At 66.1% G+C, this 25011-nt stretch carries 27 protein-coding genes; 11 read left to right on the top strand and 16 right to left on the bottom strand.

Annotated elements, in window-relative coordinates; all coding sequences use genetic code 11:
• Window positions 1-37 precede the first annotated feature (37 nt).
• Window positions 38-2245, top strand: coding sequence for a fused MFS/spermidine synthase (locus tag ACETPF_RS08810; RefSeq protein WP_373934081.1), 2208 nt, complete (start codon window positions 38-40; stop codon window positions 2243-2245).
• Window positions 2246-2258: 13 nt separating this feature from the next.
• On the top strand, window positions 2259-2846 hold the full coding sequence (locus tag ACETPF_RS08805) for a gamma carbonic anhydrase family protein (protein ID WP_373934080.1): 588 nt from the start codon (window positions 2259-2261) through the stop codon (window positions 2844-2846).
• Between the two features lie 4 nt (window positions 2847-2850).
• Here ACETPF_RS08805 and ACETPF_RS08800 read toward each other — a convergent pair whose 3' ends face one another.
• Window positions 2851-4251 carry a leucyl aminopeptidase family protein gene (locus ACETPF_RS08800; RefSeq protein WP_373934079.1) on the bottom strand — a complete coding sequence of 467 codons (1401 nt, stop codon included), beginning with the start codon at window positions 4249-4251 and terminating at the stop codon, window positions 2851-2853.
• 144 nt (window positions 4252-4395) lie between these two features.
• On the opposite strand from ACETPF_RS08800, the gene ACETPF_RS08795 reads away from it, so the two are divergent.
• The 3 genes from ACETPF_RS08795 (at window position 4396) to ACETPF_RS08785 (ending at window position 7005) form a co-directional block, all read left to right on the top strand.
• The gene (locus tag ACETPF_RS08795) at window positions 4396-4608 is read left to right on the top strand and encodes a hypothetical protein (RefSeq protein WP_373934078.1); all 213 of its coding nucleotides are present in this window, start codon (window positions 4396-4398) and stop codon (window positions 4606-4608) included.
• Complete coding sequence (locus ACETPF_RS08790) at window positions 4608-5429, top strand: DUF4163 domain-containing protein (RefSeq protein ID WP_373934077.1); 822 nt, start codon at window positions 4608-4610, stop codon at window positions 5427-5429. The genes ACETPF_RS08795 and ACETPF_RS08790 overlap by 1 nt, the downstream gene beginning before the upstream one ends.
• A 106-nt stretch (window positions 5430-5535) precedes the next feature.
• A complete protein-coding gene (locus ACETPF_RS08785; RefSeq protein WP_373934290.1) occupies window positions 5536-7005 on the top strand; it encodes a M48 family metalloprotease in 1470 nt (489 codons plus the stop codon).
• A gap of 69 nt (window positions 7006-7074) precedes the next feature.
• On the opposite strand, the gene ACETPF_RS08780 is transcribed toward ACETPF_RS08785, so the two are convergent.
• Both ACETPF_RS08780 and ACETPF_RS08775 read right to left on the bottom strand, forming a co-directional pair.
• Window positions 7075-7233: a Flp family type IVb pilin gene (locus ACETPF_RS08780; RefSeq protein WP_373934076.1), complete on the bottom strand. Its 159-nt coding sequence runs from the start codon at window positions 7231-7233 to the stop codon at window positions 7075-7077.
• A 140-nt stretch (window positions 7234-7373) separates the two neighbouring features.
• The gene (locus tag ACETPF_RS08775; RefSeq protein ID WP_373934075.1) at window positions 7374-7559 is read right to left on the bottom strand and encodes a Flp family type IVb pilin; all 186 of its coding nucleotides are present in this window, start codon (window positions 7557-7559) and stop codon (window positions 7374-7376) included.
• Between the two features lie 82 nt (window positions 7560-7641).
• Between ACETPF_RS08775 and ACETPF_RS08770 the strand changes: the two genes are divergently transcribed.
• On the top strand, window positions 7642-8049 hold the full coding sequence (locus ACETPF_RS08770; protein WP_373934074.1) for a (deoxy)nucleoside triphosphate pyrophosphohydrolase: 408 nt from the start codon (window positions 7642-7644) through the stop codon (window positions 8047-8049).
• 36 nt (window positions 8050-8085) lie between these two features.
• On the opposite strand, the gene bfr is transcribed toward ACETPF_RS08770, so the two are convergent.
• From bfr to ACETPF_RS08755, 3 genes are all read right to left on the bottom strand, one after another.
• Window positions 8086-8565, bottom strand: a complete 480-nt coding sequence (bfr, locus tag ACETPF_RS08765) for a bacterioferritin (RefSeq protein ID WP_373934073.1) — start codon at window positions 8563-8565, stop codon at window positions 8086-8088.
• Between the two features lie 149 nt (window positions 8566-8714).
• On the bottom strand, window positions 8715-8885 hold the full coding sequence (locus tag ACETPF_RS08760; RefSeq protein ID WP_373934072.1) for a (2Fe-2S)-binding protein: 171 nt from the start codon (window positions 8883-8885) through the stop codon (window positions 8715-8717).
• Window positions 8886-8944: 59 nt separating this feature from the next.
• A complete protein-coding gene (locus tag ACETPF_RS08755; RefSeq protein WP_373934071.1) occupies window positions 8945-10165 on the bottom strand; it encodes a DUF418 domain-containing protein in 1221 nt (406 codons plus the stop codon).
• Between the two features lie 58 nt (window positions 10166-10223).
• Here ACETPF_RS08755 and ACETPF_RS08750 point away from each other — a divergent pair, with 58 nt between their 5' ends.
• Window positions 10224-10985: a methyltransferase gene (locus ACETPF_RS08750; RefSeq protein WP_373934070.1), complete on the top strand. Its 762-nt coding sequence runs from the start codon at window positions 10224-10226 to the stop codon at window positions 10983-10985.
• A 1298-nt stretch (window positions 10986-12283) separates the two neighbouring features.
• Here the strand turns inward: ACETPF_RS08750 and rplI are convergent.
• The 3 genes from rplI to rpsF are packed head-to-tail and all read right to left on the bottom strand — an operon-like array spanning window position 12284 to window position 13551.
• Window positions 12284-12880 carry a 50S ribosomal protein L9 gene (rplI, locus tag ACETPF_RS08745; RefSeq protein WP_373934069.1) on the bottom strand — a complete coding sequence of 199 codons (597 nt, stop codon included), beginning with the start codon at window positions 12878-12880 and terminating at the stop codon, window positions 12284-12286.
• Window positions 12881-12893: 13 nt separating this feature from the next.
• Window positions 12894-13118 (bottom strand): 30S ribosomal protein S18, encoded by a 225-nt coding sequence (gene rpsR, locus ACETPF_RS08740; protein WP_004212076.1) that lies wholly within the window; start codon window positions 13116-13118, stop codon window positions 12894-12896.
• Between the two features lie 13 nt (window positions 13119-13131).
• Window positions 13132-13551, bottom strand: a complete 420-nt coding sequence (rpsF, locus tag ACETPF_RS08735; protein WP_373934068.1) for a 30S ribosomal protein S6 — start codon at window positions 13549-13551, stop codon at window positions 13132-13134.
• Between the two features lie 321 nt (window positions 13552-13872).
• Between rpsF and ACETPF_RS08730 the strand changes: the two genes are divergently transcribed.
• A complete protein-coding gene (locus tag ACETPF_RS08730) occupies window positions 13873-15273 on the top strand; it encodes a GntP family permease (protein WP_373934067.1) in 1401 nt (466 codons plus the stop codon).
• On the opposite strand, the gene ACETPF_RS08725 is transcribed toward ACETPF_RS08730, so the two are convergent.
• The 6 genes from ACETPF_RS08725 to ACETPF_RS08700 form a co-directional block, all read right to left on the bottom strand.
• Complete coding sequence (locus ACETPF_RS08725; protein ID WP_373934066.1) at window positions 15270-15671, bottom strand: BLUF domain-containing protein; 402 nt, start codon at window positions 15669-15671, stop codon at window positions 15270-15272. The genes ACETPF_RS08730 and ACETPF_RS08725 overlap by 4 nt on opposite strands.
• Before the next feature lie 139 nt (window positions 15672-15810).
• Complete coding sequence (locus ACETPF_RS08720; RefSeq protein WP_373934064.1) at window positions 15811-16188, bottom strand: RcnB family protein; 378 nt, start codon at window positions 16186-16188, stop codon at window positions 15811-15813.
• A gap of 155 nt (window positions 16189-16343) precedes the next feature.
• Complete coding sequence (locus ACETPF_RS08715; protein ID WP_373934063.1) at window positions 16344-17549, bottom strand: ABC transporter permease; 1206 nt, start codon at window positions 17547-17549, stop codon at window positions 16344-16346.
• A 190-nt stretch (window positions 17550-17739) separates the two neighbouring features.
• On the bottom strand, window positions 17740-18438 hold the full coding sequence (locus ACETPF_RS08710; RefSeq protein WP_373934062.1) for an ABC transporter ATP-binding protein: 699 nt from the start codon (window positions 18436-18438) through the stop codon (window positions 17740-17742).
• A gap of 4 nt (window positions 18439-18442) precedes the next feature.
• A complete protein-coding gene (locus tag ACETPF_RS08705; RefSeq protein WP_373934289.1) occupies window positions 18443-19966 on the bottom strand; it encodes an efflux RND transporter periplasmic adaptor subunit in 1524 nt (507 codons plus the stop codon).
• Window positions 19956-21428 (bottom strand): efflux transporter outer membrane subunit, encoded by a 1473-nt coding sequence (locus ACETPF_RS08700; protein ID WP_373934061.1) that lies wholly within the window; start codon window positions 21426-21428, stop codon window positions 19956-19958. The genes ACETPF_RS08705 and ACETPF_RS08700 overlap by 11 nt, the downstream gene beginning before the upstream one ends.
• A gap of 157 nt (window positions 21429-21585) precedes the next feature.
• Here ACETPF_RS08700 and fabD point away from each other — a divergent pair, with 157 nt between their 5' ends.
• From fabD to fabG, 3 genes are read left to right on the top strand one after another with little or no spacing between them, the layout of a single operon-like run.
• A complete protein-coding gene (gene fabD, locus ACETPF_RS08695) occupies window positions 21586-22521 on the top strand; it encodes an ACP S-malonyltransferase (RefSeq protein WP_373934060.1) in 936 nt (311 codons plus the stop codon).
• Between the two features lie 37 nt (window positions 22522-22558).
• On the top strand, window positions 22559-22990 hold the full coding sequence (locus tag ACETPF_RS08690; protein ID WP_373934059.1) for a GxxExxY protein: 432 nt from the start codon (window positions 22559-22561) through the stop codon (window positions 22988-22990).
• Window positions 22991-22992: 2 nt separating this feature from the next.
• Window positions 22993-23733, top strand: a complete 741-nt coding sequence (gene fabG / locus ACETPF_RS08685) for a 3-oxoacyl-[acyl-carrier-protein] reductase (protein ID WP_373934058.1) — start codon at window positions 22993-22995, stop codon at window positions 23731-23733.
• On the opposite strand, the gene ACETPF_RS08680 is transcribed toward fabG, so the two are convergent.
• Window positions 23687-24928 carry a glycosyltransferase family 87 protein gene (locus ACETPF_RS08680; RefSeq protein ID WP_373934057.1) on the bottom strand — a complete coding sequence of 414 codons (1242 nt, stop codon included), beginning with the start codon at window positions 24926-24928 and terminating at the stop codon, window positions 23687-23689. The two genes, fabG and ACETPF_RS08680, sit on opposite strands and share 47 nt — an antisense overlap.
• Between the last annotated feature and the right edge of the window lie 83 nt (window positions 24929-25011).

Genomic DNA, 25011 nt, shown 5'->3' with positions numbered 1-25011 from the left:
CGGGGCCCCGGGTCAAGCCCGGGGCGACGAGTAGGGCATGAGAGCGTTGGGAACACGTCCGCGCTTCGTCCTGACGATCTGCGCGGGGTCGTTCCTGCTGTTCCTGGTGCAGCCGATGATCGCGCGGATGGCGCTGCCCCGGCTGGGGGGCGCGCCGGCGGTGTGGAATTCGGCGATGCTCGTCTATCAGGCGCTGCTGCTCGCCGGCTACGCCTATGCCCATTGGCTCGGCCGCTTTCCCGCGCGGCGGCAGGCGACGATCCACCTCGCATTGTTCTTGGCGAGCGCGGTTTTTCTGCCGATCGGCCTCGCGCCGTGGGAGCCGTCCGCCACAGTGGCCCCGGCGCTCTGGGTGCTGTGGCTGCTGGCTGCGTCGATCGGCCCGCTCTTCTTCGTGGTCGCCGCGCAAGCGCCGCTGCTCCAGCGCTGGTTCGCTCTGGCGGAGGACAGCGATCCCTATCCGCTCTATGCCGCGTCGAACCTGGGCAGTTTTGCCGGGCTGATCGCCTATCCGTTGCTGGTCGAGCCGCTGCTGACATTGAAGGCGCAGAGCCTGCTCTGGTCGCTCGGCTACGGCGCGCTCTTCTTCCTCGTCTATGCGAGTGCGCGGCGGTTGCCGGCGGGCAGTCCGGGCGAAGCGCCGGTCGCCGCGTCGGACGCGCCGCCCCCGTCATGGACCACCGTGGCGCTGTGGCTGGCGCTCGCCGCCGTGCCGTCGGGGCTGATGCTGGCGACCAGCCTCTACCTCACCACCGACATCGTCGCGATGCCCCTGCTGTGGGTGGTGCCGCTGGGCCTCTATCTGCTGAGTTTCTCGATCGCGTTCGCGCGCAAACGCGCCCTTGCGGACATGTGCGGGCAGGTCGCGCCGCTGGTGCTGCTGATCGGCGCGTGCATCGCCTTTACCGGCGCGATCCATTTTCCGGTCTTCATCGCGATCGGCATCGTGATCGTGCTGTTCGTGACCGCGATCGCGCTCCATGGCCGGCTGTACGACCTGCGGCCCGTGCCGGCGCAATTGACGCGCTTCTACCTCGTCATGTCGCTGGGCGGGATGCTGGGCGGGCTGTTCTGCGCGCTGATCGCCCCGCTGATCTTCGACTGGACCTATGAATATCCGATCCTGCTGATCGCCGCCGCGCTGCTGATGCCGGGGCGCGAGGCGATATTGCGGTTGCCGCGCCTGCTGTGGGAAGCGCCCGGACGCCGACATTGGCTGGCCGCGCTGATGCTGGTCATCGGGCTTGCGCTTTCGATGGTCGGCGGCGGGCTGATCGGGCCGGACCCGACGCCCCAATGGGCAAAGACGCTGTCCTTCGTCGCGATCATCGCCATGGGGGTGCTGGCGCTCGGCCACCGGACGCTGACCGCCGGGATGCTCGTCTATCTGATGCTGTGCCTGAGCGGTTGGGAGAAGCTGTCCCAGTCGGCGAGCGGGATGCTGACGCGCAGCTATTTCGGCGTCTATGGCGTCGCCGACGCGGGCGATCGGCGCATCCTGTTCCACGGCACGACGCTGCACGGCGTCCAGTTGCGCCGGCCGGGCTGGGAGCGGACGCCGACCAGCTATTATGCGCCCGATTCAGGCGTCGGTCTGGCGCTGCGCCATGCGCCCGCGCTGGTCGGTCCGCGCGCGCGGATCGGGGTGGTGGGGCTGGGGGCGGGGACGCTCGCCTGCTATGCCGCGCCCGGCCAACGCTGGCGCTTCTACGAGATCGACCCGGCGATGGCGGCGATCGCGCGCGATCCCGCCCGGTTCAGCTTCCTGTCGCGCTGCCAGCCGCGCGCCGACATCGTGATCGGCGACGCGCGCCTCACTTTGGCGCGGGAGCCGGCGCGCAGCATCGACCTGCTGGTGATCGACGCCTTTTCGTCCGATTCGATTCCGCTTCACCTGCTGACGCGCGAGGCGTTCGCCATCTATGCCGATCGCCTCACGCCCAAGGGGCTGCTGCTGATCCACATTTCCAACCGCTATCTCGACCTGCGCCCGGCGATCGCGGGGCAAGCGGCGGCGGGCGGGTGGCAGGCGCGCTGGCGCCATTATGTGCCGGACACGCGCGATGCGCCCCGCCATTATGCGGCCTCCGTGTGGGTCGCCCTGTCACGCGATCCCCGGCAAATCGACCTGCTCGCTGCCTACAGCCCGCCGGGCGGATGGCGGACGATGGAACCACGGCCCGGCTTTGCGCTGTGGACCGACGATCATGCCAGCATCCTGCCGGCGCTCAAGATACGACCATAAACAGGAGAGACATGTGTCGCACCCGGACTATCCCGACGTCAGCATCATCCCCTTCGGCGGCAAGACGCCCATCATCCACCCCAGCGCCTTCATCGCGCCGGGATGCCGCATCATCGGCGACGTGGAGATCGGGGCGGACGCCAGCATCTGGTATAATTGCGTGATCCGCGCCGATGTGAACCGCATCCGCATCGGCGCGCGCACCAATATCCAGGACGGCACCGTCATCCATTGCGACAGCGCGGGCGAGCGCGACGATGGCCGCCCGCTCGACGGGTGGCCCACGATCATCGGCGACGACGTGCTGATCGGCCATATGGCGATGGTCCATGGCTGTGTGCTGGGCGACCGGGCGTTCGTCGGGCTGGGCGCGATCGTCATGAGCGGCTGCACGGTCGAAAGCGACGCGATGCTGGCGGCGGGCGCGATGCTGACATCGGGCAAGACCGTCGCGCACCGCCAGCTGTGGGCCGGGCGGCCCGCCAAATATATGCGCGACCTGTCCGACGCCGCGTTGATCGACATGCGTGAGGGCGTCGACCATTATGTCCACAATGCCAAGGCGCACAAGGGCGCGGTCAAGGCGCTGGGCGAGAACTGAAGCGCTATCCGCTCCGTCCGTAGCGTTGCTGGAGAAGGCGGAACACGGCCCGCAGCCCCAGCGCTTCGCCGCCTTTGGGCCGTCCCGGCTTGGCCGCCGGTCGCCAGGCGAAGGTGTCGAGATGCAGCCAGGGCGTGCCGTCCGGCACGAAGCGCTTCAGGAACAGCGCCGCCGTGATCGCGCCGGCAAATCCGCCTTCGCCGGCATTGTTGATGTCGGCGATGTCGGATTTGAGCATATCGGCATAGCCATCCCACAAGGGCAGCCGCCACAGCGGATCGTCGACCTGCGCGCCCGCCGCCGCCATGTCCGCCGCCAGCGCATCGTCATTGGCGAACAGGGCAGGGAGGTCCGGCCCCAGCGCCACGCGCGCGGCTCCGGTCAGCGTCGCGAAATCCACGATCAGTTCGGGCGTCTCCTCGGCCGCGCGGGTGAGGGCGTCGCCCAGCACCAGCCGCCCTTCGGCGTCGGTATTGCCGATCTCGACCGTCAGCCCCTGGCGCGTGGGCAATATGTCGCCGGGGCGGAAGGCGTTGCCGCTGATCGCATTTTCGGCCGCCGGAATGAGCAGGTGCAGCCGCACCGGCAGCCGCGCGCCCATGACGAGCTGCGCCAGCGCGAGGGCATGCGCCGCCCCGCCCATATCCTTCTTCATCAGGCGCATCCCCGACGAAGGCTTGATGTCCAGCCCGCCGCTGTCGAAACAGATGCCCTTGCCGATGATGGCGATGCGCGGGTGCGCCGGATCGCCCCATGTCATTTCGATCAGGCGCGGGGCAAAGCCCTTGTCCGCTGCCTTCCCCACCGCGTGGATCATCGGATAGCCCTGTTCCAGCGCGTCGCCCTTCGTCACGGTGACGCTCGCGCCATGCGCCTGTCCGACCGCGAGCACCGCCGCCTCCAGCTCGGGCGGTCCCATGTCGGCGGCCGGCGTGTTGACCAGATCGCGCACCAGAGCGACCGCCCGGCCCAGCTGGACCGTCGGGTCGATCCGCGCAACGTCGCCCGTCAGCAGCACGCGCGGCGCGGGCGCGCTGTCCTCCTTGCGATAGCGGTCGAAGCGATATTGCGCGGTCAGCCAGCCCAGCGCCGCCGCGCCCGACGATCCTTCCGCCAGCCGGTAGCTCCCCTCAGGCAGTGCCTCGGCCAGCTTTGCAAGGCACCAGGGGCCAAGCGCCGCGCGGTCCGCGACGCCTGCCGCGACCCACCAGTCGTCCGCGCCGCCGCTTCCCGGCAGAATCGCATATTCATGCGCCTTGCCCTTGAACTTCTGCGCCGCCGCCAGCGCCCGCAGCGGCGTGGGGAGCGCCGCGAGCCAGGCGTCATATCCCGCCGCATCGACCAGATGGATCGTCCGCGCGGGTTGCTGATTATCGGCTTTGAGGAGGTCGGCAAGGTCGGTCATGCCGACGATCTAGCGACAAGCGGCTGTTCGAGGAAAGCGCTATTTGTTCGTCGTCGTCGCGGCATGACCGGCCTTTTCTTCCTTTGCACAAGCGGCGGTGGAAGCCTAGATTCGCGACCCCAAACGACACAAAGGAGCAGGACGATGACTCATGGTGACGATCGCAGCCTTCAGGCCGCGCGCGCGCGCGCCTATACGCTCGCGGAGAGCGGGGAATTCGCCAACAGCCATGCCGTCGAACGGGCGCTGATCGGGGAGGGCTGGTCCAATGCCGCCCGCGCACTCGACAGCGATTATGCGCGTCAGGCGATCAGCGAACGCTGCCGCGCAGCGCACGCTCCGGCGCACGCGCATTGATGCGGACCGGGGGACTAGCGCTGGGCGCGGCGGCGCTTGGCTTAGCCGCCTGCACGCCATCGTCGGAGCAGCCGGCCGGCAATGCGACGGTCAATGCGGCGGCGAGCCGCTTTGCCGACCGCATGGCCGGCACGCCGCCGCCCGCGCCCCCGGCCAAGCCGTTCGCCACCAGCGAAAAGACCGAATTCCTCGAATATGGCTATGCCTATCCGGCGCAGGCGGCCGCCATTCCCTTCCTGGTTGCCAAGTTCGACAAGGCGATGGCGGCGTCGAAGGCCGATGCGCTGAAGATGGCGAAGGAGGACAGCGCGTCCGCCAAGCAATCGGGCTATCCCTTCCGTGCCCACAGCCTCGACACGAAATGGACCGTGGCGGCCGACACGCCGCGCTTCCTGGCGCTGCGGTCGGAGACCTATGTCTATACCGGCGGCGCGCACGGCATGACCGCCTATGACGTCATCCTGTGGGACAAGGCGCGCAAGCGCGAGACCAGCGTCAAGGCGCTGATGACGTCGCCGCAAGCCTTCGCCACGGCAATCCAGGACCGCTTCTGCGCCACGCTCGACCAGCAGCGCGCCGAAAAGCGCGGCGCGCCGGTGGTGCGCGGCGACGATGATTTCACGCAGTGCATCGACCCGATGGAGCAGGTGCTGGTTCCGACGTCCCGAGACGGCAAGGCGGTCGACGCCATGACCGTGGTCGTTGGCCCCTACAGCGCCGGCCCCTATGCCGAAGGAACATATGAGGTTCCCGTGCCGGTCGACGCCGCCATGCGAAAGGCGATCAAGACCGAATATCAGGACGGTTTCGCCGGCGATTGAGGCCGTTCGTGCCACGTCCCTCTCGCTTTTGGTGGAACGCGCCGCCATGATGCTCGTTACGTAGGGGTAACGGCAGATGGGGAGAGGCATGAACCGGAAATTCGCGATGGTCGGCGGCGCGGGCGCGGGCGCGGCGCTGGCGCTGGTTTTTGGCGCGCCGGCGGTCATCGGGCAGCAGCGCGCGATCCGCACCGTCTCCTCGATCAGTCAGCAAGACAAGGCGAGCGGGGCGAAGCAGCATCCTGAACTGCTGAAGGAATTTGGCGGTCCCTACGCCGGGCCGCAGTCCCGCTATGTCGAAACCGTCGGTCGGCGCATCGCGGTGCAATCGGGCCTGTCCAACGCGCAGAGCGACTTCACCGTCACCCTGCTCAATTCGCCCGTCAACAACGCCTTCGCCATCCCCGGCGGCTATGTCTATGTGACGCGCCAGCTTATGGCGCTGATGAATGACGAGGCGGAGCTGGCCGGCGTTCTGGGGCATGAGGTCGGCCATGTCGCCGCCCAGCATGGTCAGCGGCGGCAGCAGGCGGCGCAGCGCAACGCCATCGGCGGCGCGTTGCTTCAGGTGCTGACGGGCGCTCTGCTCGGCGATTCGGGCTTTGCCGGGTTGATCCAGAAGGGGATCGGCACCGGCAGCCAGCTTTTGACCCTGCGCTTTTCGCGCACCCAGGAATATGAGGCGGACGATCTTGGCATCCGCTATCTCGCCTCGGGCGGCTATGATCCGCGCGCCTTGTCAGGCATGCTTGCCTCGCTCGCCGCGCAGAGCAATCTCGACGCGCGGACGAGCGGCAGCGCCCGGTCGATGCCCGAATGGGCAAGCACCCACCCCGATCCCGCGTCGCGCGTCAAGCGCGCCGCCGACGCTGCCGCCAACACCCGCGCGGTCGGGACGGCGCGCAATCGCGACGCCTTCCTGAACGCGCTCGATGGTGTGCTCTATGGCGACGACCCGAAACAGGGCGTGATCGACGGCAACCGCTTCCGCCACCCCGACCTGCGGCTGACCTTCACCGCGCCCAGCGGCTTTGGCATGGAAAATGGCGCGGATGCCGTCTCCATCACCGGATCGGGCGGGCAGGCGCAGTTCGGCTCTGCCCCCTATTCGGGCAACCTCAGCGCTTATGTCGACAGCGTCTTCGCCAAGCTGGGCGGCGGCAATGGCGGCGTTCCGGCAGGGGAGGTCAGCCGCACCACGATCAACGGCCTGCCCGCCGCCTATCGCACGGTCCGCGCGACCAGCCAGCAGAGCCAGGTCGACGCCACCGTCTTCGCCTATGATTTCGGCGGCGGCAAAGCCTATCATTTCCTGCTGCTGACCCCGGCGGGCCGCGGCGTCGGGCCGTTCGTGCCGATGGTGGAATCGGTCCAGCGCCTGTCCGCGCAGGAGGCGGCCGGCATCAAGCCGCGCCGCGTCGCCGTGGTCACTGTAAAGGCGGGCGACACCGTCCAGTCGCTGGCCAAACGCATGGCCTACAGCGACTATCCGCTCGAACGCTTCCTGACGATCAATGCCCTTGCCGCCAACGCCAGCGTGCGGCCGGGACAGCGGGTCAAGATCGTCACCTGGTGAACCAAACGACAAGGGGCGGCGAACTCGTTCGAGTTCGCCGCCCCCGTATCTTACAGCGTTTCGAGGCTATTAGAGCTTGTTCGAGACGTTGTTGAAGGTGCTGCCGAGCTTCGTGCCCAGCGTCGACATCGCGGCGATGGCGGCGACGGCGATCAGAGCGGCGATCAGGCCGTATTCGATCGCGGTGGCACCCTTTTCGTTCTTCATGATCTTGCGGATATACTGCATCTTCTGTCTCCTGATAGGATCTACTACGTTAAACTACCCGGCCGCCCCGCTTGGATAATTCGTGGTCAGCAAGGGTGGGATTAAAGCAGGTCAGTTGAGAAATACTTAATGGCAGAAGCAAAGCTGTCAGATTTTGATGGTTAACGACTGCTTACTTCGTTCGCGACATTGTTCCACATGCCGATCGTCTTGTTGGCGACGCTGGTCAGCGCCGCGACCATCACCAGCACGATCATGGCGATGATCAGCGCATATTCGACCGCCGTCGCGCCACGTTCGCACCGCCCCAGCCCCGATCGGGCGATTATCGTCCAAAGCCCGCGCATGATGATCCCCAGTTCGCTACAGACAGTCCCCGCAGAACTTGTAAAGCAGGCAGGGTTAACAAACCCTCTCAACAGGACCGTTATGCCGCCATTATCCCCGTTATTCGTCGTTGCTGTCGCGCTGATCGACCCTGACGGCCGCGTGTTGCTGCAACAGCGGCCCCCCGGTAAGTCGATGGCGGGCCTGTGGGAATTTCCGGGGGGAAAGGTGGAGCCGGGCGAAACGCCCGAAGCCGCGCTGGTGCGCGAGCTGGAGGAGGAACTGGGCATCGCGACGCACGAAAGCTGCCTTGCGCCCGCGACCTTCGCCAGCGAGCCGCTCGGCGAGAGGCATCTGTTGATGCTGCTCTATGTCTGCCGCAAATGGCGCGGTCAGGCGGAACCGCGCCACGCCACCGCGCTCAAATGGGTCCGCCCCGCGCAGATGTACGGCCTGCCGATGCCGCCGGCCGACCTGCCGTTGATCGGGCTGCTGGAGGCGCTGCTGTAGGGGGAAGGGGCGCCGTGCGAGACGCCCCCGGTCGCATCACTCCTCTGCGGGCTTGCTCTGCAGCTGGATATAATTGTGGATGCCCATGCGCTCGATCATCTCGAACTGGGTTTCGAGCGTGTCGATATGCTCTTCCTCGCTCTCCAATATATATTGGAAGAGGTCGCGGCTCACATAGTCGCGGATCGATTCGCAATAGGCGATGGCGTCCTTGAGCGGCGGCAGCGCCTCATATTCCAGCTCCAGGTCGGCCTTCAATATCTCCTCGACCGTCTCGCCGATCTTCAGCCGGCCCAGCAGCTGGAAATTGGGCAGGCCATCGAGGAAGAGGATGCGCTCGGCCAGCTTGTCGGCATGCTTCATCTCGTCGATCGATTCGTCATATTCGAACTTGGCGAGCTTCGCGACGCCCCAGTGATTGAGCATCCGGTAGTGGAGAAAATATTGATTGATCGCGGTCAGCTCATTCTTGAGCACCTCGTTCAGATATTCGATGACCTTGGCGTCGCCCTTCATGGCCTTGATGCTCCGAATGGACTGGAAACGCCCGGACCATATCGGCGCGGACCCGCGATGTTAAGCTGAAACTCTTGGAAATCCGCCATTTTTCCGATCGCTAATGCGAGCGGATCGCGCCGGCGCTTTGCGGATGATTTGCAGTCGTGTCAGGCGGCCGCGCGTTCGGCGGCGATGATCGTGCGGGCGAAGGACACGCACTGGCCGCATTTGGGGCGGCGACCGAACTGGGCATAGGCGCTGCACGGCGTATCCGCGCCGTTGCGCGCCGCTTCGCGCAGATCCTTTTCCCTTATCGCATTACAGACGCAAACGACCATGAGCGACTCTCCGTACCAATGGAGAAATAGCGTCCCTGATAATAAGTCGCAATAGTGTTTCAGCTGCTTCTGCGAATCTTTTGCACCTTGCCCGCGCTCAGGCTGCGCCACAGCCATTCGACCGGGCCTAGAGCGAATCGGTCGGCCCAGGGCTTCGACCACAGCAGCATTGCCGCCCACCCGCAGAGGACGAATAGAGGCAGCAGGGCAGGGCGGACTGACGCGAACAGCCCCAGCCCCCAACCGTAGAAGATCGCCGTCATGACGAGGCTGGTGCCCAGATAATTGGTCAGCGCCATCCGCCCCGCCGCCGCCAGCCGGGCAGCCAGCCAATGCCCCCTGTGCCGCGCCGCCATCCACAGGATCAGCGCCGCCCACCCAACGGCCAGCGGAATGCGGAAGGGAAAGGCCCAGGCAAGCGCCGTTCCGAACGCGGGCAGGGGGGCAAAGCCGCTCGCCCATACCCAGATCGCCAGCGCGATCATCGGCGGCAATCCGATCAGGAAGCAATGCCGCGCCGTTCGCCGATATTGCTCCGCCTCCCAATTGCCGGTCAGGAAGCCCCCCTTCAGCATCGCCATGCCCAGCAGCATAAAGCCAAGCGTCTCGATCGCGGTGAACATCAGGCTCCACAGCCACTCGCCCGGATAATGCGCCAGCTTGTGCGCGACGATCGTGATAAAGCCGCTGCGATAGAGGCCGATCTCGTCCCGCACGGCGGCGCTCGCCGGGTCGGACAGGGATGTGATGAAGGCGCCATAGCTCGCAGCCTCCCCTGGTGCGCGGCTCCAGGCGTAGATGGTGGCGATGAAGCCCGCCAGCAGCAGGAAATGCAGCAGGAAGCAGAGGAATGCCGCCTTCACCAGCGCCATCGGCTGCCCCTGCGCAAAGCGCAGCGCGATCATGCCGACCAGCGCATAGACCATCAATATGTCGCCCCACCACAGCAGCAGATAATGGGCAAGGCCGATGGCGAAGAGCCAGAAGTTGCGGATCGTCTGCGCCCGCATCCCGTTGCGTCCCGCCATCTCCTCCTTGTCGATCAGCAGCAGCATCGACGCGCCGAACAGCATCGCGAAGAGCGCGCGCATCTTCCCGTCGATGAAGATCAGGCTGACCGCCCAGAAAGCTACGTCGCCGACCCCGAGCGGCCCCGCCACCGCCGGATCGAAATAGGCGTTCTGCGGCAGCGCGAAGGTGGTGATGTTCATCCACAAAATCCCCAGCACCGCGCAGCCGCGCAGCACGTCCATGGCGGGGATGCGGGGGGCTGGCGTCATGGGGTGTTCCTTGAAAGGGGGCTGGTCAGGCGCGCGCTGCTTTGCCATGCGATGGCCCATGAAGGAACCCCGCAAGCAACGGATCAGCGACGCCTTCGGCGCGGCGGCGGACCGCTATGACGATCATGCCGGGCCGCAGCGCTTCGCCGCGTCCCTCGTGGCGGACTTGGCGCAGCGGCAGAAGCCGGCGGGGGTGCGCCGCATCCTGGAGATCGGCTGCGGCACCGGCTTCCTTACCCGCGACATCCAGGCGCGCTGGCCCGGCGCGGACCTGGTCGTCACCGACCTGTCGCCGCGCATGGTGGAGCGGGCGGCGGCGGGCGGCCTCGTCGCCGGCACCTTCCTCACCATGGACGGCGAAGCCCCCGCCTTCGACGGCCCCTGGTTCGACCTCATCCTCTCCAGCCTCGCCTTCCAGTGGTTCGACGATCTGGCGGGCGCGATCGCGCGGCTGGCGGGGCTGCTGACGCCGGGGGGGGGCCTGTTCTTCTCGACCATGGGGGAAGGCAGCTTTGCCGCTTGGCGCGCGGCCCATGCGGCCAGCGGTGTGGCGGCGGGCATCCCCGCTTATCCCTCGCTCGCCGACCTGCAAGCGTTGCTGGCGGATTATGACGACGCCTTCGCCTTCGACGAGACTGTCCCGCTGGAAGGGCAGGGCGCGCGCGCGCTCCTGGCGCACCTCAAGGGGATCGGCGCTGTCGTCCCCGACGCGGGCCGCGCGCCGCTGGCTCCGCGCGCCCTGCGCGAGGTCATGGCCGCCTACGACGCAGCGGGCGGACGGGACGCGTACCAACTACTGTTCGGCAGGGTGACTCGGTAAACGGGATGACGGAGAAGGTATGCCCGCTCCCCCTCGGGGGAGAGGGATGCGAAGACTTGGCAGCTTGCTGCCTAGTCGAAGCTGGGTGAGGGGGCAGCAACGTCACATGAACGCGCTAACGTCGCCCCAGTCCCCCTCATCCAACTCCGCCTAGCCGCTACGCGGCAAGGCTTCGTATCCTTCTCCCTCAAGGGACAAGGGTGGGTAGACGACATTCCGCTTACGCACAATTAATGCATTAAGCCGACATTCGAGTGCTGAAATTTGGGAGGGGGCGGTTGTCGTTAGCTAGGTTTCGCTCATTTGGGGTCGGCGCCAAAAGCCATGCCGTCACGCGCGATAAACAGGGCACGAAGTGCCTCTTTTTGTCGCTCGTTCTAGGTGCTTGTTCGCCCCACGTTCCTGCGACTTCGCCCGATCTTCCCACGGAGAATTCGGCGGCGTCTGCTATGTTGAGAAGCTGCGCATGTATGCTTGGCACAGGGCCATGCGCTGACAGAGCTGCTGGAAAGTATCAGGTCAAAAACTTAAAATGTGAGTGGAACGGAGAGCAACGCAACAAGGTGCAATGCTCGATAACAGGACGATTTGTGGCAACCCGCTTACAAGAATATCCTGACCGGAGTTGGAGAACACATCAACAAGCGTTTCGTTATCTTGATGATCGTGGCTGGTGCGCAGACCCTTGGTAATGCGGATGCTTCGCAAGCTGCGCCGTGGCCGCTTTTAAATGCTGGCAGCGCGGCACCAAGTGTCCATTTCTGGTCGCTATCGGCTCAAAGCACGGCTCCGTTCGACCGCGTCTATCCAATCCAACCGCTGAGCGGGGTCCACCTCCAATGAGCCCAAAAGCACGGCAATGTCGTCTGATGAGCGCCCCCCCCCTCTCCCAGTAGGCCTCAAGGAAAATACGCATGGCAGCAAATGCTGCTTGTTCATCAAACTTTGTTGTTCGCTCACCCACTAGTTGCCACCATGACTGTCCGCTTTCAGGGATAGCATAGCACGAACCCAATGCCCGCAAATGGTCGTTTCCGCTCCTCCCCTGCAAGGGGAGGGGGATCGCGCCCGTAGGGCGTGGTGGAGGGGTTGAGCAGGTTCAGATTGCCCCCGGCAATCTGAAGGTCATGCCGGGGGCATGACCGACCTGCTCAACGCTATCGAGAGGCTGACACCCCTTCGTCAGGGCTTCGCCATGCCACCTCCACTACCAGGGGAGGATGTTTCCGCCGCCACCCCCCAACAAAAAAGCCGCCCCACAACAGGGCGGCTCCTTCGTTCGATCCGTTCCAAACAGCTCAGGCCTCGTCGGCGCTTGCCTCTTCGGTCGCGGCGGCGATGTCGCCGGGTTCCGCGTTGGGATCATAGTCTTCGGTGAAGCCGGCTTCGTCCTTTTCGAACATTTCGGCCATCACGTCGACGCCCTGCGACTGAAGCTCGGCTTCCTCGGGCGAGCGGGCGACGTTCACGGTGATCGTGGTGACGACTTCGGGGTGCAGCGCGACCTTCACGTCGAACACGCCCAACGTCTTGATCGGGCGTTCCAGCACGACCATCGCCTTGCTGACGCCCTTGACGCCATCGGCTTCCAGCGCCTCGACCACGTCGCGCACCGCGACCGAACCATAAAGCTGGCCGGCGTTGGACGACTGGCGGATGAGGACGATCTGCTTGCCGTTGACGCCCTCGGCGGCCTTTTCGGCGTCCGAACGGCGGGCGGCGTTATCGGCCTCGATCTTCGCGCGGTTGGCTTCGAACACCTTCTTGTTGGCGGCGTTGGAGCGCAGCGCCTTCTTGTTGGGCAGCAGGAAGTTGCGGGCGTAACCGTCCTTGACGGTCACGACGTCGCCGATCGCGCCCAGCTTCTCGATGCGTTCCAGGAGAATGATTTCCATGGGTCTTTCTCCCTTACTTCACGATGTAGGGCAGCAGGCCCAGGTGACGGGCGCGCTTGATGGCCTGGGCCAGCTCGCGCTGCTTCTTGGCGGACACAGCCGTGATGCGGCTGGGGACGATCTTGCCGCGCTCGGACACGAAGCCCTGGAGCAGACGGACGTCCTTGTAATCGATCTTCGGCGCATCCTTGGCGGCGAAGGGGCAGCTCTTGCGGCGGCGGAAAAACGGGCGTGCCATGACTTAGGTCTCCTTACTCGCCAGCGGTTTCTTCGCGGTCGCGGCGCGGGCCACGATCACCCCGGTCGCCACGATCGCCGCGCGGGCCACGATCGCCACGCTCGGACCGCTCCTGCTTGCGCATCATCACCGACGGGCCGGTTTCCAGCGCATCGACCTTGACGGTCATGTAGCGGATGATGTCTTCGTTGATCTGGGTCTGGCGCTCCAGTTCCGCGACGACGCCGGCAGGGGCGTCGATGTTCAGCATCACATAGTGCGCCTTGCGGTTCTTGGCGATCTTGTAGGCGAGGCTGCGCAGGCCCCAGGTCTCGACCTTGGTGACCTTGCCCTCATTATCCTCGACGATCTTGGTGGCGGTTTCCGCCAGAGCGTCCACCTGCGCCTGTGCCAGATCCTGGCGCGCAAGGAACACATGCTCGTAAAGAGCCATGCTTTGAAGCCTTCTCTGTTGGCCGATCGCTGACGCCCACCCCATGTGGTGCGCCCCTCCGGCTGTCGTCTCAAAATGCTTCGCACAGGCGGCGAGTCACCCCGACGCCTTGAGCGAAGGCGCGCCTATGGCGGAAAGGGCGGGGAAAGGCAAGGTGCGTTTATGCAGCCTTGCCCTGCCGATATCCGTTCGTCCTGAGTAGCCACTGAGCTTGTCGAAGTGGCGTATCGAAGGATAGATTGGCGCGCGACCCTTCGATACGGGTCTTCGACAGGCTCAGCCCCTACTCAGGGCGAACGGCGTGAGAGTGGGGGAGAGGAAATGCCAATCGCAATAGCAGCCCTGTCTCTCATCCTCCTGATGATCGCCGCCTATCGGGGCATGAGCGTCATCCTCATGGCCCCGCTGCTCGCCATGCTGGCCGTGTTCCTCACCGATCCCGCCGCCGTGCCGGTCGCCTTCTCCGGCCTGTTCATGGAGAAGGCGGCGAGCTTCCTCAAACTCTATTTCCCGGTCTTCCTGCTGGGCGCGCTATTCGGGAAACTGGTGGAGATTTCGGGCTTTTCCCGCGCCATCGTGACCGCGGTCATCGGCCTGGTGGGCGCGGGCCGCGCCATCCCCGCGATCATGATCGTGACCGCCTTGCTCACCTATGGCGGCGTTTCGGTGTTTGTCGCGGTGTTCGCCGTCTATCCTTTCGCGGCCGAAATGTTCCGGCGGGCCGATATCCCCAAGCGGCTGGTCCCCGCCACGATCGGCCTGGGCGCGATCACCTTCACCATGGACGCGATGCCGGGCACGCCGCAGATCCAGAATATCATCCCAACGAGCTTCTTTGGCACCACCGCCTGGGCCGCGCCGGTGCTGGGCCTGATCGGTTCGGCGTGCATCGCCGGCATGGGCCTTGCCTATCTGGGCTGGCGGCGGCGCGCGCTGATGGCGGCGGGGGAGGGCTATGGGGCGCCCGAAACGCTGGTGAACGAGCCTGAGCCCGCGCCCGAGGAAGCGAGCGTCCATCCCCTGATCGCCCTCTTGCCGCTGCTGGTCGTGGGCCTCGGCAATCTCGCGCTCACCTTCGCCATTCCGCGCTGGATGCCGGGCGAAGAGGTGTCCCACTCGCTGTCCGGTTTGCCCGAACCGATCACGCTCAAGGTGGGGCAGATGGCCGCGCTCTGGGCGGTCGAGGGGGCGCTGCTCGCGGGCATTGCCACCATCCTGATCTTCGCCTTTCGCCCCGTGGCAAGGCGCTTTGCCGAAGGATCGAAGGCGGCGGTCGGCGGCGCGCTGCTGGCCGGCATGAACACGGCGGTCGAATATGGCTTTGGCGCGGTGATCGCGGCGCTGCCGGGCTTCCTGATGGTGAAGGAGGCCCTCAAATCCATCCCCAACCCGCTCCTCAACGAAGCCGTCACCGTCACCTCGCTCGCAGGCATCACCGGATCGGCGTCGGGCGGACTGTCGATCGCGCTGGCGGCGATGGCGGAGCAGTTTGCCGCCGCCGGGGACGCCGCTGGCATCCCGCGCGAGGTGCTGCACCGCGTCGCCTCCATGGCGTCGGGCGGGATGGACAGCCTGCCGCACAATGGCGCGGTCATCACCCTGCTGGCGGTGACGGGCCTGACGCATCGGCAGGCTTACAAGGACATCTTCGCGCTGACCCTCATCAAGACGCTGACCGTCTTCATCGTGATCGCCGTCTATTATCTGACGGGGCTGGTCTAACCCCGGTGCATTTCCGCCGTGCCGATGAAGTGGGCGCGGGTGGATGCGCCCGCCTGCTCCAGCAGCGCGGCTACCTTGTCCTTCAGCGCCTCGGACGGATGGGCGGGGTCGTCATAGGCCATGTCCCAGGCGCCGAACTCGCGCGCCGGCACGCTCTGTTCGCGCAGCTTGACGATCGCGCCGTGCCGCCCGTCGCGCGCGATGCGGGCATAGATGCGCTCGACCGCTTCCTTCGGCCCCTCCAGTACCTGAAGGAAGCGCCGGCTGTTGAACAGCAGCAGGCCGGTCACATCCTCCGCCGCATTGCGCTCCGCCGAGCCCCGCGCGATGGCGGCGCACTGTGCCGATGTCATCGCGTCGGTGACGCTGCTGATATACATGATCTGATGGATGGACATGCTGCTTCCCGGTTCACTCCCCTCGGCCAGCATCGGAATCTACGCCCAACCCCTTAAAATCAGGTATTTAACCCAGGTCATGCAAAATGCCCCGGGGGGAGAGAACCCCGGGGCATCTGCCACGCCTTGCAGAAAGGCGTTACCGGATGGCGCTGCCGATCACCGCGCCGATGATGCCGCTGGTGATGGCGACCAGCACCGCGTCATTGCCCGAACGGACATACTGATAGCCGCGCGGGGGAGGGGCCAGGCGATAGTCGCGATAATTATTGATCACGCGATAGTTGGTCGCATAGCGGCGGTCGAAGCGCTGGCCCTTGGCCCAGCGATGGCCGTTGCGATAGCCGCGATAATCGTTGCGGACGACCGTCTTCTGCTTGACCACGGTGCGGCCGTGCGGGCCCCGCTCGACGACGCGGACGCTCTCGCGATGCGGCGCGGCCTGCGCCTGGGCGGCGATCATCGGGCTCGCGACCATGGTGGTGGCGGCCAGGCTCATCAGGATCTTTTTAAACATCGACTTGCTCCTTACCTTGTGTCAGGCGCCGTTCCCCGGCGTCGAAGACAGAGATAGGAGAGGCTTGTCGCAGACTTGTCCCAAGTGGCGGGCATAAGTGTCGGAAATTGTATCAAGTGCAGATTTAGTCTGAACAATCGTTCAGAAACCGCCGCTCACTCGTGCCGCAGCGCGTCGATCGGGTTGAGGCTTGCCGCCCGCCGCGCCGGGAAGTAGCCGAACACCACGCCGATCGCCGCGGAAAAGAGGAAGGCGATCAGGTTCACCTGCGGGTCGAACAGGAAGGGCACCTTCATCAGCGGCGCGATGGCGACCGACGCGACCAGCGCCAGGAACAGCCCGATGAGGCCGCCGAGGCACGACAGCACGATCGCCTCCACCAGAAACTGCATCAGCACCTCGCGCGCGACCGCGCCGATGGCGAGGCGGATGCCGATCTCGCGCGTCCGCTCGGTCACGCTGACCAGCATGATGTTCATGATGCCGATGCCGCCGACAAGCAGCGAGATCGCCGCCACCGCGCCGACGATCTGGGTCAGGATGGTGGTCGTGCCGGTCAGCGTGTCGCTGATCTGCTTGGTATCGAACACGTTGAAATTGTCCTGATCGCCCGGGTTGATCTTGCGCCGCTCGCGCATCAGTTCCTCAAGGCTGTTCTGCACCGCTGCGCTGTCATAGGCGTCGTCGACCGCGACCATGATCTGGCTGATGTCGCGATCACCGGTGAAGCGGCGCTGCACGAACTTGATCGGCATGACGACGACATCGTCCTGATCGCCAAAGCCGCCCTGGCCGCGCGTGGTGAGAACGCCCACGACCTGGCACGACACGCCCTTGATCCGCATCCGCTTGCCGACCGGGTCGTTGCCCTGGAACAGGTTGGTGCGCACCGTATTGCCGATCACGCACACCGCGTTGCCCGCTTCCTCCTCCTGCGGCATGAACAGCCGCCCGTCAGCGACATTCCATTGCTGGACCTGCGAATAGGCGGACGTCGTCCCATAGACGGTCGTCGACCAGTTATTGCCTTCGTAGATCGCCGTGCCGCTCGACTGCACCACCGGCGCGACCGCGCGCACCCCGGTCAGCTGATTTTCGATCGCGGTCAGGTCCGCTTCCTTGAAGTCGGGGGGGCGCGGCCCGCCGCCGCCCCGGCCGAAGCCCTGGCCTGGCCGCAATTGCAGCACATTGGCGCCCAGCGAACTGATCTGCTCCCTGACCGCCGCCGTCGCGCCATTGCCCAGCGTGACCATCGTCACCACGGCGGCGACGCCGATGATGATGCCCAGCGTCGTCAGGAAACTGCGGAGCTTGTGCCGGTTGATCGCCCTGAAGGCGAGGATGACGGTCGTGCCTAGCATCCCATTTCTCCTCGCCCCTCGGGGGAGAGGATAGCGCAGCTTGCCAGCTTGCTGGCTAGCGCAGCTTGGAGAGGGGGGTGCAGCGTGCCGGTCAGGCGCTGCCCCCTCATCCAACTCCGCCTAAGTCGCTCCGCTCCCAAGGCTTCGTATCCTTCTCCCCCATGGGGAGAAGGTTTACGCGCGCGCGCCATCACGCCGCCACCCCCTGCTCGACCCGCTCCACCAGCCCGTCCTTGAAATGCACGATCGTGCGCGCATAGGCGGCCATGTCGGGTTCGTGCGTCACCATCAGCACGGTGATGCCGCTGTTGCGGTTGAGGTCGGTCAGGAGTTCCATGATCTCCACCGACCGCTCCGAATCGAGGTTGCCGGTCGGTTCGTCGGCCAGCAGCACGTCGGGCTGGGTCACGATCGCGCGGGCAATGGCGACGCGCTGCTGTTGCCCGCCCGAAAGCTCGGCAGGCGTATGGTCCCACCATTTGGCAAGGCCGACCTTGTCCAGCGCCGCCATCCCCATCTCGTAGCGCAGCTTCTTGTCCTCGCCGCGATAGAGCAGGGGCAACTCCACATTTTCCAGCGCGGTGGTGCGCGACAGCAGGTTGAAGCCCTGGAATACGAAGCCCAGGTAACGCCGTCGCAGCAGCGCGCGCTGGTCGCGGTCAAGCGTCTCGACATGCCGTCCCTTGAACAGGAACTCGCCCCCCGACGGCACGTCGAGGCAGCCCAATATGTTCATCGTCGTCGACTTGCCCGACCCCGAAGGCCCCATGACCGCCACGAAATCGCCCGCCGCAATGTCGAGGTCGATGCCCTTCAGCGCCTGAAATGCGGTCGGCCCCTCGCCATAGACCTTGGTGACGCCGCGCAGCGAGATGATGGTCTCGGCCATCGGCTCAAGTCCCGCTCGGACGCCCGGCGCCGCGCGGCGCGGCGGGCGCGACCGGCGCGGTTTCGGGCGCGCGGTCGCCCGAATTGCCCAGTGCGCCCACCGTCGCGGGGCTGCCGTCGGTCGCGCCGCTGCGCCGCCGTTCGGCCGGAGCGCGGTCCCGCCCGCTGCCGCCCGGCGCGCCATTCTGGTCTTCCGCCGGCGCCTGCTGGCCCGCCGCGAGCTGCCCGGTGATGACCCGCATTCCGGGCTTGAGGTCGCCGCCGGTGATGACCGTGCGCGCGCCATCGCTCGCCCCCACGACCACCTGCATCGCCTTGGGCTGTCCATCCTCGCCCAGCACATAGACGGTCTGGCTGCTGCCCGCGCCGAAGCTGACCTGCCGGTTGCCGCCGCCGCGCCGCATCCGGCCCGGTCCCGGCAGCACGCTGGTGATACCGCCGCCCTGCTTCTGCGCGCTCGGCTTGAAGCGCAGCGCGCTGTTGGGCACGAGCAGCACGTCGCGCAGTTCCTGCGTCACGATGTCGGCGGTCGCGGTCATGCCGGGCCGCAAAATCTCGTCCTTGTTATCCACCGCCAGCACTGCCGTATAGGCGACCACGGTGCCGGTCGTGGCGGTCGATGTGGTTCCCGACGAAGAGGAACTGCTGCTGCTCGACGCATTGGAGCCGACATTGACCCGCGTCACCCGCGCCGGGAAGCTGCGCCCCGGAAAGGCGTCGACGGCGAAGGTCGCGCTCTGGCCTTCCTTCACCTGGCCGACATCCGCCTCGTCCACCGACACCTCGACCTCCATCTTGGTCAAATCCTCGGCGATGGTGAACAGCACGGGCGCGTTGAAGGACGCCGCGACCGTCTGGCCCGGTTCGATGTCGCGGGAGAGGACCACGCCGGTGACGGGGGAGACGATCTGCGCGATCGAAAGGTTGGTCTGCGCGCTCGAAAGCTGCGCGCGCGACACGCTGACCTGCGCCTGCGCCGCGCGCAGCGATCCCAGCGCCGATTGATAGTCCGCCCGCGCCGAATCCAGCTCTGTCCGCGCCGGCACGCGCCCGCCCGACAGGCGGAACACATTTTCCTGCCGGTCGAGCGTCGCCTTCGCCAGCGCGACCTGCGCCTGCGCCTGCGCGACGCTCGCCTGGGAGGATGCGACCTGCGCCCGGTTCTGGTTCACCGTATCGACGAGCCGCCGCGTGTCGAGTTCGGCCAGCCGTTGCCCCTTGGTCACGCGGTCGTTCACGTCGACATAGACGGCGGTGATCTTGCCCGATTGCTCCGAACCCACATCTACCTGATTGACCGGCTTCAAATTGCCGGTCGCGCTGACGCTGACGGTCAGGTCGCCCTTGCGCACCTCGCGGGTCGCATAGTTGGGCTTGTCGTCGCCGCCGAAGCAGCGCGCGACCAGCAGGATCAGGATCAGCAGCCCGGCGCCGATCGCGCCGCGTACCGCCCATTTGCGCCAGGGCTTTGCGGGCTTGGCGCCCAGGAAATCGCTGATGTCCTGATCCTTGGTCACGTCATTGCTCATCGGGGCGGTCATCCATGCTCTGCCAGCCGCCGCCCAGCGCATTGTAAAGCTGGGCAACCGCGCGGACTTCGTCGCCCTGCGCGGTGGCGAGGCTGTTGCGGGCGTTCAACAGGGTGGTTTCGGTATTCGACAGCGTCTGAAAGTCGATCAGGCCCGCCTGATACTGGCTGCGCGCCAGGATGGCGGCGTCGTTGGACGCCTCAAAGGCGACGGCGAACTCGGCCTTGCGCGCCCGCGCGCTCGTCAATTGCGCCATGCCGTTCTCGACATCCTCCAGCGCGGTCAGCACGCTTTGCTTGTAAGCGGCAAAGGCGGCGTCGGTCGCCGCGCGCTGCGACCGCACCTGCGACCGCAGCCGCCCGCCATCGAAGATCACCTGCTGGATATTGCCGAAGATGCCGCCGGTAATCAGGGTGAACAGGTCGCTGAACGCGTTGGAGGTCGTGCCGATATTGCCGCTGATCCCCAGCGCCGGATAAAGCTGCGCCTCCGCCACGCCGATCCGCGCGGTCGCCGCCGCCAGCGCGCGCTCGGCGCTGCGAACATCGGGCCGCTGGCGCAGCGTGTCGGCGGGGATGCCGGTGGCGATGGCGGTGGACGGCGCGGGCAGCGGGGCAGGGGTTTCCAGCGCGCGCGTCGCATCGCCCGGCGCCTCTCCCGTCAGCACGGCAATGCGGTTCAGGCTCCCGCGCAGGCTCGCCTCCAGCTGCGGGATGGTGGCGTTGGTCTGCGCCAGCTGGGCCTGCGCCTGCCGCTCGTCGAGCGACGACACCAGCCCCGCCTGCAACCGCCATTGCGCGATCTGAAAATTGTCCCGCTGGATCGCCTGGCTTTCGCGCGCGATGCGAAGCTGCTCCTGCGTCTGGCGCGCCTGCACATAGTTGGTGACGAGTTCGGAGATGATCGTCATCCGCACATTGGCAAGATCATATCCCGACGCGGCAAGATCGGCCCGCGCCGCCTCCCGGTTGCGGGACAGTTCGCCGAACAGGTCGATCTGCCAGCTCGCATTGACCCGGCCCGAATAGCTGCTCGACCAGTTGCCGCCGCCGCCGCCGATCGGATTGCCGTTGGCGTCCAGCCGCCCGCCCGCGTCCTGGCTGCTGTAATTGCGCCCGCCATTGGCGCTGCCGCTCACCTGCGGCAGGAAGTCGGCGCCGGTCTGGCGCAGACTTTCGCGCGCCTGCCGCAGCCGCGCCTGCGCCTGCACGATGTCGAGATTGCTGGCGACCGCGCGGTCGATCAGGCCGCTCAGCGTCGGATCGCCCAGCCGCGTCCACCACGTCGCGAGCGCCGCTTCGTCGACCGGCGCCACCGCCCCCTGGCTATAGGCGGCCGGCACCCCCAGCGCGCCGGTCTGTAGCGGCCGATAGTCCGGTCCCACGGCGCAGGCGGACAGCATCGCCATGCTGACGCCGATCCAGGCTAAGCGATATCGCACCTTTTCCTTGCACTCCGTCATCGTTAAAGGGGCCGCCTCACTTCGCCTGGCGACAGGCGCGCGCGCTCGGTCTCTGACTGCCGCAGGCATATGTACGTCTCAACGTCAAATATGTCTCAAAGTGTAACGATGTTGGCGACCTGCGCTTTTGGGAAGCGCGGAGTATAAGGATTTGAGGATGCGGGCATTTATCTTTCCGGGGCAGGGCAGTCAGGCGGTCGGCATGGGCAAGGCGTTGGCGGATGCCAGCCCGGCGGCCAGGGAATTGTTTCAGGAGATCGATGACGCCCTGTCCCAGAATTTGTTCCGCATCATGGTGGAGGGGCCGGACAGCGACCTGACCCTCACCGAAAACGCCCAGCCCGCGATCATGGCGAACGCGCTCGCGACGCTGCGGGTGATGGAGAAGGAAGGCGGGTTCCGCCTCGCTGAAAAGGGCGATTATGTCGCGGGCCATAGCCTCGGCGAATATGGCGCGCTCTGCGCGGCGCAAGCGTTCGACATCGCCACGACCGCGCGGCTGCTGAAGCTGCGCGGGCAGGCGATGCAGGCGGCCGTACCGGTCGGGGAGGGCGCGATGGCCGCGCTGCTGGGCGCCGACATCGGCAAGGCGCAGGCGCTGGCCGACGCGGCGGCGCAGGGGGACGTCTGCACCGTCGCCAACGACAATGACCCGACCCAGGTGGTCATCTCCGGCCATCGCGGCGCGATCGAGCGCGCGGTCGCGATGGTCAAGGACCATGGCATCAAGCGCGGCGTGCTGCTTCCCGTCTCGGCCCCCTTCCACTGTCCGCTGATGCAGCCGGCGGCGGACGCGATGGAGGCGGCGCTCGCCAAGGCGACGATCGCAGCGCCGCTGCTGCCCGTCTATGCCAACGTCCTTGCCGCCCCGATCGCCGACCCCGAAGAGATCAAGGCTCGGCTGGTCGAACAGGTCACCGGCCGCGTCCGCTGGCGCGAGTCCATCGCGGCGATGTGGGATGCGGGCGTCACCGACTATGTGGAACTGGGCGGCAAAGTCCTCGCCCCCATGGTCAAACGCATCGCCCCCGACGCGACGGTCCGCAGCGTGGTGACGATGGACGACATAGAGGCGGCGCTGGCGTCTTTCTGAATAGGTTCACGCGGAGGCGCGGAGACGCGGAGAATGTTTGGTCGAGATTGATCGCATCAGCGGAGACGTTTTGAATCTGGCCCTTCGCGTGCATCGCGACCTGGGGCCGGGACTTATGGAAAGCGTTTACGAGATGATCCTGGCGGCGAAGCTCGCCGCCATGGGTTATGTCGTCGAGCGCCAACGGGCCATCGATGTCGAATATGAAGGTTTGCGCTTCGATGCGGCATTCCGCATCGACCTGCTTGTGGAAAACATGCTGCTGGTCGAAATCAAGTCAACCGAACGGCTCAATCCTGCACACGCCAAACAATTGCTGACATATCTTCGTCTGACGCGCCAGCCCGTAGGGCTGCTCATCAATTTCGGCGGCGCCACGCTCAAGGAAGGGGTGAAGCGCATAGTCAACGACTATGTCCCCTCCGCGTCTCCGCGCCTCCGCGTGAATCAAATGGAACAAGGAGACTGACTATGTTCGACCTGACAGGCATGACCGCGCTGGTGACCGGCGCTTCCGGGGGCATCGGCTCGTCCATCGCAAGATCGCTCGCGGCCCAAGGGGCTACCCTCGCGCTCTCGGGCAGCAATGAGGACAAGCTCAAGGCGTTCGCGGCCGAACTGGGCGGCGATCACAAAAGCATCGTCTGCAATCTTTCCGATCCGGCGTCCGTCGACGCGCTCGTGCCGCAAGCGGTGGAAGCGCTGGGCGGCAGGCTCGACATCCTCGTCAACAATGCCGGCATCACCCGCGACAACCTGATCCTGCGCATGAAGGATGAGGAATGGAGCCAGGTCATCCAGGTCAATCTGGAGGCCGCCTTCCGCCTGATCCGTGCCGCCGCCAAGCCGATGATGAAGGCCCGCTTCGGCCGCATCATCTCGATCACGTCGGTCGTGGGCGTTACCGGCAATCCGGGTCAAGCCAATTATTGCGCGTCGAAGGCCGGGATCATCGGCATGTCCAAGTCGCTGGGGCAGGAGCTCGCCAGCCGCGGCATCACGGTGAATTGCGTTGCCCCCGGCTTTATCCGCTCAGCCATGACCGATGCGCTGACCGACGCGCAGAAGGGCGGCATCCTTGCCAAAATCCCCGCCGGCGACCTTGGCAGCGGCGACGATATCAGCGCGGCGGTGGTCTATCTCGCCAGCCGCGAGGCGGGTTATGTCACCGGCCAGACGCTGCATGTGAATGGCGGGATGGCGATGATCTGAGGCCCCTGAGCGCGCCATCCAGCAGGATGGCGCGCCGGCCGGCCAGCGCCAGCACGGCGATCGCGCCAATCATGTTCAATGGGACATGGGTCAGCTCCGACACCGCCCGCCCGAACAGGGGCGCGCTCCAGGCGAAGGCGAGCCAGGTCGGCTCCCACGCCAGCGCTCCGCGCGCCCGCATGTCCGCCACTAGGAAGGCGATGGCGACCCCCAGCAGCACATAATCATAGTCGAGCACATAGGGCGTGCAGAGCAACGCCGCGCTCAGCGCCGCCGCGCCGCGCACCGCCATCGATCCGCGCCACGCCGCCACGCCCGCCGCGCCGATCGCCAGCGCCGTCACGATCCCCTGCGCCGCATAGGCGAGCGGGATCGATCCGCCCCATTGCCGGATCGCGGCGAACGGGCTCTGGATCTTCTCCCAACCCGTCGCGCCTGCCTCTATGATGATATGCCGGGTCAGCGGCAGCGAATCGAAAAACGCCTGCCACACCGCCCATCCCCAGATGGCGTATGTCAGCAGGCACAAAGCCGCCACCGTCGCCCCTGCGCTCATGAAAGCCCGGATATTCCCGCGCGCCAGGATCAGCACCGGGATCAGCACCGCGAACTGCGGCTTATAGACCAGCGCGCCCAGCAGCATCCCCGCGACCCAGGGCCGCCGGTCGAGCAGAAGCATCCCCCCACCCAGCAGGCTCGCCGTCAAAAACGCGTTCTGCCCATGGCCCAGGCACACCATCACCACCGGCGCGCCGATCGCCGCCAGCATCGCGTCCGGCTCGTCCGGCAGGATGCGCTTCACCAGGCACAGCGCCAGCGCCAGCGTCGTCCCCTGCCATAACAGCAGCGCCGCGATATAGGGCAACTGCGCCAGCAGCGTGGCGATGATCAGGAAGGGCGGCGGATAATGCCAGCCATAGAAGGGGATGTGGGCGTCATGGTGGACGGCCTTCTGCACCTGATGCTGCGTCGGCCAGTCCCACGCCTGCGCCGCGCGGCCCTGATCGGCCATATGCCCCGCCGTCCAGACGTTGGAAAAGTCGGTGCCGAGCGGCCGCCCCAGCGAATCCACCGTGCCGTGCGCGGTCGCGAACAGATAGCCAAGCCCGATGATCGTCGCCGCCAGCAGGATGAAGGCGCTCACCCGCACGCGCGCGCGCGTCACGAAGCGGTCGGGGCAGGGCAGGGGGCTCATGCCGCATCTCTCGCAGAAGCGCCTGAAATTTTGGTAAATGGCCGGTTATCGCGCCGCAACGGCCGCCGGATTGTTGCCATTTC

Source organism: Sphingobium agrisoli (assembly GCF_041877245.1).
In the GTDB taxonomy this organism is placed as follows: domain Bacteria; phylum Pseudomonadota; class Alphaproteobacteria; order Sphingomonadales; family Sphingomonadaceae; genus Sphingobium.
Note: the sequence above shows the minus strand (reverse complement) of the source record. Positions and strands in the feature narration are given on the sequence as shown.